General features: G+C 53.9%; 12 protein-coding genes and 1 tRNA gene. 9 read left to right on the forward strand and 4 right to left on the reverse strand.

The annotated features are described in order from the left end of the window. Window positions 1-128 precede the first annotated feature (128 nt). Window positions 129-1,157 carry a GlxA family transcriptional regulator gene (locus COO92_RS04475; protein WP_101300273.1) on the forward strand — a complete coding sequence of 343 codons (1,029 nt, stop codon included), beginning with the start codon at window positions 129-131 and terminating at the stop codon, window positions 1,155-1,157. 74 nt (window positions 1,158-1,231) lie between these two features. Further along, window positions 1,232-2,407, forward strand: coding sequence for an MFS transporter (locus COO92_RS04480; RefSeq protein ID WP_101300275.1), 1,176 nt, complete (start codon window positions 1,232-1,234; stop codon window positions 2,405-2,407). A 157-nt stretch (window positions 2,408-2,564) separates the two neighbouring features. Here the strand turns inward: COO92_RS04480 and COO92_RS04485 are convergent, their stop codons facing one another. Then, window positions 2,565-2,786, reverse strand: a complete 222-nt coding sequence (locus tag COO92_RS04485) for a hypothetical protein (RefSeq protein WP_022730690.1) — start codon at window positions 2,784-2,786, stop codon at window positions 2,565-2,567. Window positions 2,787-3,069: 283 nt separating this feature from the next. Here COO92_RS04485 and COO92_RS04490 point away from each other — a divergent pair. Both COO92_RS04490 and COO92_RS04495 read left to right on the forward strand, forming a co-directional pair. Next, window positions 3,070-3,162, forward strand: a tRNA-Ser gene (locus tag COO92_RS04490). A 135-nt stretch (window positions 3,163-3,297) separates the two neighbouring features. Continuing rightward, window positions 3,298-3,801 carry a hypothetical protein gene (locus tag COO92_RS04495; protein ID WP_240626325.1) on the forward strand — a complete coding sequence of 168 codons (504 nt, stop codon included), beginning with the start codon at window positions 3,298-3,300 and terminating at the stop codon, window positions 3,799-3,801. A gap of 82 nt (window positions 3,802-3,883) precedes the next feature. Here the strand turns inward: COO92_RS04495 and COO92_RS04500 are convergent, their stop codons facing one another. The 3 genes from COO92_RS04500 to COO92_RS04510 all read right to left on the reverse strand — a co-directional run bounded on the left by COO92_RS04500 (window position 3,884) and on the right by COO92_RS04510 (window position 6,940). Further along, window positions 3,884-4,126: an Lrp/AsnC ligand binding domain-containing protein gene (locus COO92_RS04500; RefSeq protein WP_022730692.1), complete on the reverse strand. Its 243-nt coding sequence runs from the start codon at window positions 4,124-4,126 to the stop codon at window positions 3,884-3,886. Window positions 4,127-4,242: 116 nt separating this feature from the next. Further along, window positions 4,243-5,193: a carbohydrate kinase family protein gene (locus COO92_RS04505; protein ID WP_240626326.1), complete on the reverse strand. Its 951-nt coding sequence runs from the start codon at window positions 5,191-5,193 to the stop codon at window positions 4,243-4,245. A 151-nt stretch (window positions 5,194-5,344) separates the two neighbouring features. After that, entirely contained in the window at window positions 5,345-6,940 is a 1,596-nt protein-coding gene (locus tag COO92_RS04510; RefSeq protein ID WP_101300277.1) for a bifunctional metallophosphatase/5'-nucleotidase, read from the reverse strand. Window positions 6,941-7,551: 611 nt separating this feature from the next. Between COO92_RS04510 and COO92_RS04515 the strand changes: the two genes are divergently transcribed. From COO92_RS04515 to COO92_RS04535, 5 genes are all read left to right on the forward strand, one after another. Beyond that, window positions 7,552-8,547 (forward strand): BMP family lipoprotein, encoded by a 996-nt coding sequence (locus tag COO92_RS04515; protein ID WP_101300278.1) that lies wholly within the window; start codon window positions 7,552-7,554, stop codon window positions 8,545-8,547. A gap of 42 nt (window positions 8,548-8,589) precedes the next feature. Beyond that, window positions 8,590-10,173, forward strand: coding sequence for an ABC transporter ATP-binding protein (locus COO92_RS04520; RefSeq protein WP_420823338.1), 1,584 nt, complete (start codon window positions 8,590-8,592; stop codon window positions 10,171-10,173). After that, entirely contained in the window at window positions 10,170-11,288 is a 1,119-nt protein-coding gene (locus COO92_RS04525) for an ABC transporter permease (protein WP_101300280.1), read from the forward strand. The genes COO92_RS04520 and COO92_RS04525 overlap by 4 nt, the downstream gene beginning before the upstream one ends. Next, entirely contained in the window at window positions 11,288-12,259 is a 972-nt protein-coding gene (locus tag COO92_RS04530) for an ABC transporter permease (protein ID WP_101300281.1), read from the forward strand. Before COO92_RS04525 ends, COO92_RS04530 begins: the two co-directional genes overlap by 1 nt. Window positions 12,260-12,339: 80 nt before the next feature. After that, window positions 12,340-13,362 carry a BMP family lipoprotein gene (locus COO92_RS04535; protein ID WP_101300282.1) on the forward strand — a complete coding sequence of 341 codons (1,023 nt, stop codon included), beginning with the start codon at window positions 12,340-12,342 and terminating at the stop codon, window positions 13,360-13,362. Window positions 13,363-13,377: the final 15 nt, after the last annotated feature.

Below are 13,377 nucleotides of genomic sequence, written 5' to 3' on the forward strand. Positions count from 1 at the left end.
GTTCTTTCTGACAAGCTGACGAATACACAACACCCCACCAAGCCATCGTGGCAAGATTGGTGGGGTGTTTGTCATTGTTGCCAGTTTTGATTTCCGGCATTGTTGGGGTGCGTAAGGGAGATCACGCTATGTCAGCACAAACATCCGATACCCGGTTGATCGTTTGCTATGCCTATGACGAGGTCATGAGCCTTGATATCGTCGGGCCGTTGCAGGTGTTTGCCACTGCCAATGACGAATTATTATCGCTGGGCCGTGCGCGAACTTACGAGAATATGGTCGTGGCAGATGACGCAGCCCCGGTCAAAACGTCATGTGGCATTCGGCTTTATGCCGATATGGCGTTGCGTGACCTTGATCTGGCTGGTGTCGATACCCTGCTGATCCCGGGCGGCAATGGCATGCCTGAGCGCCGCAAGGATAAGGCGTTGCATCAGTGGGTACGAGATGCGGAAAAACAGATCGCACGTCTGGGCTCTGTGTGCTCCGGTGCCTTGATCCTTGCCGAGGCCGGGGTGCTTGACGGGCGCATGGCGACAACCCATTGGTCGCGGTGTGATGAAATGGCGCGCGATTTTCCAAAAATCAAAATGATGGGCGACCGTCTGCACAGTTATGACCCAACGGGGTTTGACGGGGATCCTCATGTTTTCACATCCGCTGGTGTGACCGCCGGGATTGATTTGGCATTGGCAATCGTCGAGGCCGACTTTGGCCGTAACCTTGCCTTGTCCGTCGCCCGCCGGTTGGTGATGTTTTTAAAGCGCCCCGGCGGACAGGCACAGTTCAGTTCCTATCTTATCCCGCAAAAGGGGGCGACCGCGCGCCTTGCCGGTTTGCTGGCATGGTTGCCGGGCCATCTTGAACAGGACCTGTCACTTGACGTCCTGGCGGGTAGGGCAGGAATGACACCCAGGACATTTTCACGTGTGTTTGCGCGCGATATGGGTATGAGCCCGGCGCGATACATTGAACGGATCCGGGTTGAGGCCGCAAGAGCATTGCTACAGGACGAAGCCATGACGATTGCAGAGGTCGCGACCTTATGTGGCTTTCGCCACCCTGAAACCCTGCGGCGTACGTTTCAACGTCATTTGGCCGTCAGCCCGCAGGAATATGTTGAACGGTTTGCCCGAAAGTCACTTTCACCCGTTTAGGACCTGATCCTTAACACCTGTCATGACGGGCGAATATTTACCGTAAAATTGAATGTTTGTTGGGAGTTGGAAACATGTTGTTGCTGACCAATGGATCATTGCGTCTGCTGTTTGTCGCACAGGCACTGTATTGGTCCTGTTCACTGATCGGGATTACGCTGACCTCGATTGTTGGCGTGTCGCTTGCGCCAACGGCGGTCTTGGCGACTTTGCCGTTGGGCATTTTGATGCTTGGTAATCTGGCGTCTGTGCATCCGCTGTCGATGATCATGCAGAACTATGGCCGACGCACAGGCCTGTTTCTGGGGGCTTTGTGTGGCGTTGCTGGCGGGTTGTTGCTGTCTGTGGGGATTTACATCGGCGCGTTTTGGCTGGTCGCGGCGGCCCCATTTTTGATTGGAACCTATCAGGCATCTGCGATGTATTACCGCTACGCCGCCCTTGAAACAGTTGATGCCGCCCATAAAGGCCGTGCCGCAGCACTGGTTGTCGGTGGCGGTGTTTTGGCCGCCCTGATCGCACCGGAAATTGCTGCGTCCAGTCGTGACATGCTGCCCGTCCCATTTGCCGGTGCGTATGTTGCACTGGCGGCGCTGGCGGCTGTGGGCGCGCTTTTGATGATAATGCTGCCTGATGGCGGTATTCCGGTCAAACCGCACACCAGTCGGGGCATCATGCGCGGCCTTTTGCGCCGTTCGGCCATTCGCGGGGCAATCGCGGTCAGTGCCTGCGGTCACGGCATTATGGTGCTGGTGATGACCGCAACGCCGCTTGCCATGAAGTATTGCGGTTTTGATGTCGATGTATCGGCCAATGTCATTCGCTGGCATTTGGTCGGCATGTTTCTGCCCGCATTTATTGCGGGGCCGATGATTGATCGGTTCGGTGCACGTCGTGTCGCGGTTCTGGGCAGTGGGGTGCTGGTGGTCAGTGTGATGGCGGCCTTGTCCGGGGTGACGGTTACGGCCTTTTTGGTCAGTTCGTTTTTGCTTGGGATTGGCTGGAACATGATGCTTCTGGCGGGTACGACCTTGTTGGGCAAAGGGCACACGGAGGCCGAACGTGGCCATGCGCAAAGCCTGATGGAGTTGGGCAACGGTATTACCGCAACCGTCGCATCCGTTATATCAGGGGCCCTGATTGCCGGGGCCGGTTGGGATTTGATCAATTATGGTGTGCTGCCGTTCCTGTGTGTGGCGCTGATCATGATGTGGCGCGCACGGCAGGACCAGATTCCGGCCAACGTCTAAGCACGATAAAAGAAACCGCCGGTCATCGCGACCGGCGGTTGGAGTTGCGAGGCGAACGGGGAGGCTCGCCTCGGCGCGATTTGATGTCCGGATCACAAGATTATGCTTAGCTATCAGGTTCTTGGATCCCAAAATCCGGACAATAAAAAACCGGCCATCAGGCCGGTTGTGCGTTCATTGACGGTGCATTGCCCGCGACAAATTCCTTGATCTTCTGCAACACGAACTCTCGCGAGCTGTTTTCACGGGTGCGGAAAAGAACCTCGCGATCCTGAATGACCAGCCCCATATACACCGGATCGGTATAACCTTCCGGGGTCATTTTGAGGGCACGAAGAGTGTGGCCGAAATCATCGGTGCTCTGATAGATGGTACGCATGTTACTCCAACCAGCTTGTAGCGTCTTCTGACGGTGAAAAACCAATCGACTGTCGCTTTATGACAGGTGTTTTTTGCCAACAGATGACAGCTGTGTGATGGTTTGAAGACTCTTTTGGCTTTCAACCGGAAAATGCCATGAGACGGGGTCTCAAAAAGCTGCTGGTTTTATTTGATGGGCCTGTTAAAAAGAAAACGTCGTAAACGCTGGTTTCGGGCATTGACACACGCCGTGCCGGTGTTTAAGAAAGGCGTCGTTCCGCAGGGAACACCAAGGACATAGAGGGCAAGTGGCCGAGTGGCTGAAGGCGCTCCCCTGCTAAGGGAGTATAGGGTCAAAAGCCCTATCGAGGGTTCGAATCCCTCCTTGCCCGCCAATGTTAAAGGCACCCCAAAAGGGTGCCTTTTTCTTTGCCTAAATGGCAGAAAACTTCCTTCTCAAGCGTTGTCTAGGTATCGGGGGCTCGCATTTTTGCGAAAAGCCCTCATCTGATCATGACTGCGATACCACAATGATTGAGGAAAAAATGCTCAGTAAAACGACAGTTTACGCAGGATGCATAACCAAAGCGGTTGCCGTTGCCTGTGCGATGTTCTCAACACCATCGGTGATGGCGCATGCGTCAAACAGCGCGCATGATCATGGATATGTCGAAATCGCACAAAGCGGCGGTATTTTTTCCGATGAAGAACGCCGCATCATCCGTGATGTTCTCGATGTCGCAACTGGGACCGTTGATGCCGATCAGGGGCACGGCAACGACAAAGGCGGTAAAGGCCACGGAAACAAAGGCAAGGGCAACAAAGGTCTGCCGCCGGGAATTGCCATGAAGCTTGAACGGGGTGGTTCGTTGCCACCAGGAATTGCCAAGCGCGACCTTCCGGCTGATCTGCGCGCACGCCTGCCAAATCGCACAGACGGTGCTATCCGCCAGATTGTCGGCAATGACGTTGTCCTGATCCAGAAGGGCACCGAGCTCATTCTTGATGTGATTTCGGACGTCGTGCGCAACTAGACGAAATGTCTGACGACACACAAACAAAAAACGCGGCGAAGATTTTCGCCGCGTTTGTCATTTTACGCCCTTGCCTGAGTGATCAGGTGAACGCGTTAAACGTGATGATGGTTTGGGTGTCCTTGATATTGGGCAGCTTGTGGATTTGTTCGTTCACATAGCGCCCGATATCCTGTTCGTCTTCGACATAAACTTTGACCAGAAGTTCGAACGGGCCGGAAATGGAATAGACCTCCGAGACACCTTCGACTTCTTCGACAAGATTGGCGGCGACGTCATAGGCTTTGCCCAATTCGCATTTCACGAAGATGAAAAAGGGGTGCATCGGCAGTGCTCCAGTAGGTTTGAATTTCAGATAAGCTATCGCGACACGGCAGGGCTTGCAATCTTATCGCGCGTGTAACCGTTCAAGATAAGACACACCAACTCGATCCGTGACGGTTAAATCAGTTTTTTAAAGGCGTGCTCAGCGCGTGTGTCAACCGCACTCTGTGTCAGGTTCCAAACGGTGGTGCCTTCGGTTTCAGCCGTCAGGCTGGCCATGGCCAAACCTTCGGCAACCGCATCATCCATCATCGCGCCCGGTTTGGTAAACCGTGACAGGAACCCGGAATAAAAGGCATCACCGGCCCCGTTGACGTCGCAGACCTTTGTTGGCAATGGGTGCCAGAATGCTGTGCTGTCGCCAGATGATGACACAACACCCTTTGCCCCCAGCGTAATCACCACGTCACAAACACCTTTGCCGCGCAGAACGTCAATGGCGGTCTTTGCCTGATCAATCTCATTGATTTCAATGCCGGTCAGGACTTTTGCCTCAGCCCGGTTGGCGATCAAAAGGTCAAGCTTGTCAAGAACCGGGGCAAAGCGCGCCCCCTTGCTTGGAGAAACGGTTGCAGCACAGAATTTTGAGCTGCCCTTGTTTTCCGTCAGCCAGTCAATGGTGGGGGCGGGCAGATTGGCATCAATCAGCCACCATGGCCACGCCTGAAGGTTGGCCAGTTGATCCTTCAAAAGGTCGATGCTCAGCAGGTCATAGACTTCGGCGTCCATCATGCCCAACGCCAGTTCGCCGGTGTCATCAAGCACTGCGGTATAACCTGCTGTATGCTTACCGTCGAGCTTGTGCATCCGGCGGGTATCGATCCCCAGTTCAGACAGGGCGGCAATCACCTGTTCGCCGTCACCGTCATCTCCAACCGCGCTCAGCATTGCGACATTGTTGCCAAGTAACCGCAGATGAACCGCAATATTGCGCGCAACACCGCCGGGTTTGCGGTGCAGGGTTCTGACGGGATTTGAGGCCGCCGGGACAAACTGTTCCGTACATTGCAAGGTGCGGTCAAAATGAGCGGCACCAAAACAAAGAATATTGGCCGAGGGCGTGATCACAGGTTGTTGCTCTTTGTGGTGAGGGTCAGGGAGTGACAGGCAATTTCAAACAAGCGACTTTCTAAGCCGCGACACCGATCAAAGGCAAGAAAAACAACAAAGGGCGACCCACGTGGCCGCCCTTTGATATCTTATGCCATATGTGCGGCACTTATTTCAGCATGATCCGGTCACCCGCCATTGGGGTCACTGGCGACTTCATACCGATATAGTCGGCAACCGCCTGCTCAAGGTTGGGACCAAAGTCATAGACATTGGTCGCATTATCCCGGAACAGGGCATAGCCATCGCCGCCATTGCGCATGAAGTCGTTGGACACAACACCATAGGTCTTGTTCATATCAATCGGGGCATAACTGTCACCCTCGGCGACCATGACGTTTGAAACGCGCGACCCAACCGGCTTGGACAGATCAAGATCAAATTTAAGACCGGCGACTTGCGGGAACTGGCCTTTGTCCTCGTCGACTTTCGAAACACCATGTTCAAGCGATGCGACAACATCCTTGCCCGACAGGTTAAACGTTGCCAGCGCGTTCTGGAACGGCAAAACCGTCAGGACTTCGCCCATGGTAACCGTTCCTTCGTCAATGCTGGCACGCACTCCACCACCGTTCTGAATGGCAATCTGATAACCGTCGCCTGCTTTCCACAACATCGCATCGGCCACCAATGAGCCCATGGAACATTCCATATGGCGGCATGTTTCGCGCGATCCGTCTGCGGGGGCAGTAAAGCTGCCGACATCGACATTGCGAACTGCATCAACCTTGCCGCTGGACAAGGCAATAACGTCGAGAACGTCCTGGGCCGGTTTTATGCTGGCATCAAGGGCAATCGGTTCACCTGACCACGCGGTTGCGACACCATCATCATCAAAGGTGACATTCAACTCACCAAGATAGCGGCTATAGGCGTATGCCTGAACCACAAGAACAGGTTTACCGTCCGGTGCGGTTTCAACAACCGGGTAGGGGTAGTTGGCCTTTTCATTGGTATTGGAAAACAGCTGGTTGTCATGGCCACCGACAATGACATCAATGCCACTCACGGTTTTTGCCAGTTCGAAATCCTTGTAGGAACCCGAATGGCTCATGACGATGATTTTATTGACCCCCTTAAGGCGCAAACGCGCCACGGAATAGCGCAATGCCATCTCGGAATCTGTGATTTCAACCTGATCGCCCGGGCTTGAGATATCCGGGGTTTCTTCCGTCGTGATGCCGATCAGGCCAATTTTTTCACCGCCAAGTTCGATAATGATGTCTGGCTTGATTTCACCATCAAGGCTGGACGCCGCAGTCGGATGCACATTGGCTGACAGGACCGGAACAGTGCTGGCTTTGATAAAAGCCTCAAGCACTTCGGGGCCATCGTCAAATTCGTGGTTGCCAATTGTCATGGCGTCATAGCCAGCCATGGTCATCAACTGGGCGGTCAGTTGGCCCCGATAGGTCGAATAATAAAGGGACCCCTGAAACTGATCGCCACCGTCAAGAGCCAGCACATTGCCGCCTTGGGCCTTGGCATCACGGATGGCGGTCGCAAGACGCGCGTATCCGCCAAAACATTTTCCGTCGGCATCGTCTTCGACCGAGCAGGTATTGTTATACTTGGTGACAGATTCAACGCGATCATGAACGTCATTGGTATGAAGAATACGCAAATCATAATCTGCCAATGCGCTTCCGGCACCAAGGGTCAACATGGTGCATGCCGATAGAAGCCCTGCAATCTTATGTTTCATTATTGATCTCCAGCAATGGGCCAGTTTTGCCGATCCCTCGCAGCAAGCTGGCATGATATGACAAAGCCTTAAACGTGCGGAATGCTAACACCAATTAATCGCCGGTGGTACGCCCGGTTGATGACGGTGCGATGAAAAATATAATTTTTCAACCGTGGCCTGCGCGTTGGATGCGTATGGTTTTATGTAGCCGGTAAAGAATCGGCAGCACAGAATGACCGTGTTGCGATGGCGAACGTCATAAAACGGGTTTGGTTGATTATTAAGTTTGCCAAGAAAATCTATCGTGCGAAATATCGTCGAACCTGAATGAGGAATGCGCCCTAACCTAAGGGAAACCCCGCAGGAAGGGGACGTGCAACGGCGGAATTGCTGCATGCCTTTTTTGACCAAATGGACAGGTTATGCCGCAGTTTGCGCGGTCTTCTATTTACAGGGTACTATCTTTTGTAGTTACCATAAGCATCTCGCAGTGCAGACATTCCGGTTCAATCCGGTAGAGGGGCCAAATTTTGGTCGCACTGCGGATCAGGTTTTTCGATGAGGGAGTTCCACCGGTTAAGGGCACCGGCGGAAGAATAAATAGAATTCAAGCAAAGAAGGGCATCGGAATGAAAAAGCTTCTGACCTCCGTGGTCGCGGCTGTCGCCTGCTATGCAGGTGTTGCAGCGGCTGCAGAAATCGAACCGGCAGTTATCTATGACATGGGTGGACGTTTTGATCGTTCGTTCAACCAGTCAGCCTACACGGGTGCCGAGAAATACAAAGAAGATACCGGTACCGAGTATCGCGACTTCGAGATCCAGAACGATTCCCAGCGCGAGCAGGCGATGCGCAATTTTGCTCGCCGTGGTATGAGCCCGATCGTGGCAATTGGCTTCAATCAGGCGTCCGCACTTGAAAAAGTCGCCAAAGAGTTCCCCGACACCAAGTTCACCATTGTTGATATGGTTGTTGACCTTCCGAACGTTCAGTCGGTGGTGTTTAAGGAACATGAAGGGTCTTTCCTCGTGGGCCTTCTTGCTGCGATGGCATCTGAAACCGGGAAAGTTGGCTTTATCGGCGGTATGGATATTCCGTTGATCAGCAAATTCTCCTGTGGTTATGCGCAGGGTGTTAAGTACGCAAATAGCGATGCTGAAATTTTCCAGAACATGACTGGCACGACCCCCTCGGCATGGAATGATCCAGTCAAAGGCGGTGAATTGGCAAAGTCACAGTTTGATCGTGGTGCAGACGTTGTTTACCACGCTGCTGGCGGAACGGGTGTTGGCGTTCTCCAGGCAGCGGCAGATGCGGGCAAGCTGGGTATTGGTGTTGACTCCAACCAGAATGGAATGCACCCGGGATCGGTTCTGACTTCGATGCTTAAGCGTGTTGATGTTGCCGTCTACGAAGCATTCAGTTCAGTGGCAAACGACAGCTGGGAGCCGGGCTTGACTGTTCTCGGTTTGGCAGAAGGCGGTGTTGACTGGGCTCTTGATGAAAACAACGAGAAGCTCATCACCGACGACATGAAGGCGGCTGTCGCAAAGGCCAAAGAAGAAATCATTTCGGGTTCGCTTGAAGTGCATGACTACATGAGTGATAGCGCCTGCCCAATGTAAGGCAGTGGTGAAGCAAACCGGGGATTTGTAGTGTCGGATACGATGCATCAAATGCACGGCACCGGGGAAACCGGTGCCGTGCAACCCGCTATTGAACTGCGTGGAATAGACAAGCGGTTCGGAGCGGTACATGCCAATAAGGAAATTGACCTTAAGGTCGATAAGGGAACAATCCACGGCATCGTGGGAGAGAATGGCGCAGGTAAATCGACGCTGATGAGCATCCTGTACGGATTTTATCAGGCTGACGGTGGCACCATTCATGTCGATGGCAAGCTGTGCGATATCAAAGGGTCGGAAGACGCCATTGCCGCCGGTATTGGCATGGTCCATCAGCATTTCATGCTGGTCGAAACCTTTTCTGTTCTGGAAAACGTTATTCTGGGTGTCGAAGGCGGGGCTGTTTTGCGCGACGGGGTCGATAAGGCCCGCGTGGAGCTTGAACGGCTTGAACGCGAATATTCGCTCGACATTGACCCGGATGCAATTGTCGGCGACCTGTCGGTTGGCCTGCAACAACGTGTAGAAATTCTCAAAGCACTGTATCGTGGTGCGGAAATCCTGATTTTGGACGAGCCGACCGGTGTTTTGACACCACAGGAAGCGGATCATTTGTTCCGCATTCTGGCAACCCTGAAGGAACAGGGCAAAACGGTCGTGCTGATCACCCATAAATTGCGCGAAATCATGGCTGCGACGGATAATGTTTCCGTCATGCGCCAGGGCGCAATGGTGGCGGATCGCAAAACCGCCCAAACCAGTCCCGAAGAATTGTCCGAACTCATGGTTGGCCGCCGTGTATTGCTCCGCCTTGAAAAAGGCGAAGCCAATCCGGGGGCGACAGTTCTTCAGGTGAACGATCTTTGTGTTGATAACGCCCAAGGTGTTCGCAAGGTCAAAAATGCGAGTTTTACCGTGCGTGCCGGTGAAATTGTCGGCATCGCCGGGGTGTCTGGCAACGGGCAAAGCGAACTTCTTGAGGCTCTTGGCGGTATTCGTTCTGCCAGTGAAGGCAGCGTTTTACTCAATGATCAGGATGTCACACCGGGCAAGGGCGTTGATGCGGCCGAACTGCGCAAACGCGGCGTTGCTCATGTGCCAGAAGACCGGCATCGCATGGCGATGGTTACTGGCTTTACGGCAAAGGAAGCCGCCATTCTGGGCTACGAGGATGACCCGGCCTATAACAACAGCATCCTTTTGGACTGGCACGCGATTTCCAAGGCCACGGCGAACATGATGTTGGAATTTGACGTACGCCCGGATGATCCCGATTTAAAAGCCGCCAATTTTTCCGGCGGCAATCAGCAAAAACTCGTTCTGGCGCGTGAAATCATGCGGGACCCTGAACTGTTGTTGGTTGGTCAGCCGACCCGTGGTGTTGATATCGGTGCCATCGAATTCATTCACAAACGTATTGTCGCCATGCGGGATGCTGGCAAGGCTGTCCTTCTGGTGTCCGTGGAGCTTGACGAAATTATGTCGCTTGCCGACCGAATTTTGGTGATGTGCGATGGTGTCATCATCGGCGAAGTCTCTGCTGCTGAGGCAAATGAACGCGTTCTTGGCCTCATGATGGCCGGGGTTGATCCGAACGAAGCCAAGGCAGTGGAGGGGCAGGCATGAGTAATGTTGTCCAACTGCCGCGCTGGATTGATGTCGGTGTCTTGCCGCTTTTGAATCTTTTACTGGCACTGGTGGTTTCCGCTCTGTTGGTGCTCGCAATCGGTGAAAACCCGGTCGAGGTTGTCGAAATTTTGCTGTATGGCGCGTTTGGCTATGACGAGGCATGGGGCTATACCCTTTATTACACCACCAATTTCGTCTTTACCGGGCTGTCTTTTGCCGTCGCATTCCATTGCGGTCTATTTAACATTGGTGCCGAAGGGCAGGCTTACGTTGGCGGTCTTGGTGTAACCTTGGCGGCCCTTTATCTTGATTTTCTGCCATTTCCGCTGATGCTTGTGGTGGGCATGATGGCTGCGGCAATCTTTGGGGCGGCATGGGCCTATATTCCGGCTTATTTGCAGGCGCGCCGTGGATCGCACATCGTGATCACGACCATCATGTTCAATTTCATTGCGTCATCCCTGATGGTGTATTTACTGGTCAATGTCTTGCGCCCGCAAGGCTCAATGACCCCGGAAAGCGAACAGATTGCCGAACATCTTCGGTTGCCGTTCATCCATGACATGGCAGCAGCCTTTGGCATCGACATGGCGTCAAGCCCGCTGAACCTGTCATTTGTCTATGCGATTGCGGCCAGCATCCTTGTCTGGATGTTTATCTGGCATACGCGCTGGGGCTATGCGATCCGTACCGTTGGTGCCAATGCGGTGGCGGCAACCTATGGCGGGATTGATCCGGGGCGCTACATCATCATCGCCATGATGATTTCCGGGGCCTTGGCATCCTTTATGGCGCTGAACGAAGTCATGGGTGTGCAGCACCGGTTGCTGATTGATTTTACCGCTGGCTATGGCTTTGTCGGGATCGCGGTTGCCCTTATGGGGCGCAACCATCCGTTTGGCATTTTCCTGGCCGCATTGCTGTTTGGCATGCTCTATCAGGGCGGGGCGGAGCTTTCATTTGAAATTCCAACCATCTCCAATGACATGGTCGTGGTTATTCAAGGTCTGGTGATCCTGTTTACCGGGGCGATGGAACACATGTTCCGACCGCGCGTGACCAAGATTTATACCGCTTGGCGTTTGCGCCGTGACCGGATGGAGGCTGCGTGATGGAAAATTTCGAACTGGTCATTCTGCTTCTTGATGCAACACTTCGCACATCGACACCTCTGATCCTTGCCGCCCTTGCAGGCATGTTTTCCGAACGGTCAGGGACGATCAACCTGGCCCTTGAAGGCATGATGCTGGGCGGGGCCTTTGCGGCTGCTGCGGTGGCCTATTACGCCGGTAGCCCATGGGTTGGGCTTCTGGCCGCGATTGCCGCAACCATTGCGCTTTCCTTGCTGCATGGCTTTGCCTGCATCACACACAAGGGCAATCAGGTTGTCTCGGGCATGGCGATTAACATCCTGATGTCGGGCTTTACCGCCCTTGTCGGCATCGCACTCTTTGCCCAAGGCGGGAAAACCCCGGCTCTTGATAAGGCATCGCGTTTTCAGCCGATCACCCTTCCGGGGGCTGAGGCCGTTCGGGATGTGCCTATACTGGGACCGATTTACTTCGAACTTCTCAGTGGCCATAACATCCTTGTGTATATCGCGTTCTTTGCCGTTCCAGCGGCATGGTGGGTGATGTATCGCACCCGGTTTGGGTTGCGGTTGCGTGCTGTTGGTGAAAACCCCGGTGCGGTCGATACTGCGGGCATCAGCGTTGTTCTGATGCGCTATCGTGCGGTGGTGTGTTCTGGCGTGCTTGTCGGCATGTCGGGTGCGTATCTTTCAACAGCCCAAGGTGCGTCGTTCCTCCAAGACATGACGGCGGGTAAGGGTTATATCGCGCTGGCAGCCATGGTCTTTGGCAAATGGCGTCCGTTCCCGGCGTTGTTTGCGTGTTTGCTGTTTGGGTTTTTGGATGCGGCGGCGACCCGTTTGCAGGGCGTTATTCTGCCCGGTATTGGCGAGGTCCCGGTCCAGTTGGTGCAGGCATTGCCCTATGTGCTGACGGTTATCCTGCTGGCCGGGTTCATTGGTCGCGCCACACCACCCAAGGCACTTGGCCGTGCCTATGTGAAGGAACGTTAATCGGGATGCGGTTCGGTTGATGGTCTAAAGGGACCATGCGCCGGACCGCGAACCCCCGATTTGTTGCGTTGGAGACATTCATGCAAAGAAAACCGCTCCTTGGTGCCATCGCAGTTCTTTCAGCGTTTCTGCCTGGGATCATCGCGACGAGCAGCCCCTCATTTGCAGACGAAACCATCAAACCGGCTGTTGTCTATTCGACGGGTGGCAAGTTCGATGGTGCGTTTAATCAATCTGCATTTACCGGGGCAGAGAAATTCAAAACCGATACCGGCATTGACTACCGCGAATTTGAACTGCGCAATGACACACAAAGCCAGCAAGCCATCAGGACCTTTGCCCGTGATGGGCATGATCCGGTCGTTGTGATTGGTTTTCAGCAGGCGTCGGCCTTGGCCGAAGTCGCACCGGAATTCCCCGAAACCCGGTTTGCAATTGTCGATATGGTTGTCGATCAACCCAATGTGCAATCGGTTGTCTTTCGCGAACACGAAGGCAGCTTCATTGTCGGCATGCTGGCTGCCATGGCGTCAAACAGCAATACAATCGGTGCCGTCGGCGGGATGGACATTCCGCTTATTCGCCGGATGACATGCGGCTATCAGCTGGGCGCGCACTACGCAAAACCCGATGCAAATGTTCTGGTGAATTTCGTTGGCACAACTGGTGCGGCATGGAACGATCCAATCCGTGGCGGTGAACTGACCAAAACCCAGATCGGTAAGGGGGCGGATGTTGTCCTGCAACTGGCTGGTGGAACGGGGATTGGCGTTTTGCAGGCGGCTTCTGACGCAAAGATTCTTGGCATCGGTTCAGATGCCAACCAGAATGGATTACACCCGGGGCAGGTTCTGACATCCATGGTCAAACATGTTGATGTTGCGGTGTATGAGGCCTTCAAGGCGGCCCGCGACGGGAACTGGCAACCGGGTATCAAAAGCCTTGGCTTGGCCGAGGGTGGCATTGACTGGGCGCTGGATGAAAACAACCGTGATCTGATGACCGACGATATGGAAGTGGCCGCCAAGAAGGCAAAGGCCGACATTATCAGCGGTAAAATAACGATCCATGACTACATGATAGATAACACGTGCCCGAATTAGGCTGCACGGATATAG

The organism is Thalassospira lohafexi, from assembly GCF_002844275.1.
Lineage (GTDB): Bacteria > Pseudomonadota > Alphaproteobacteria > Rhodospirillales > Thalassospiraceae > Thalassospira > Thalassospira lohafexi.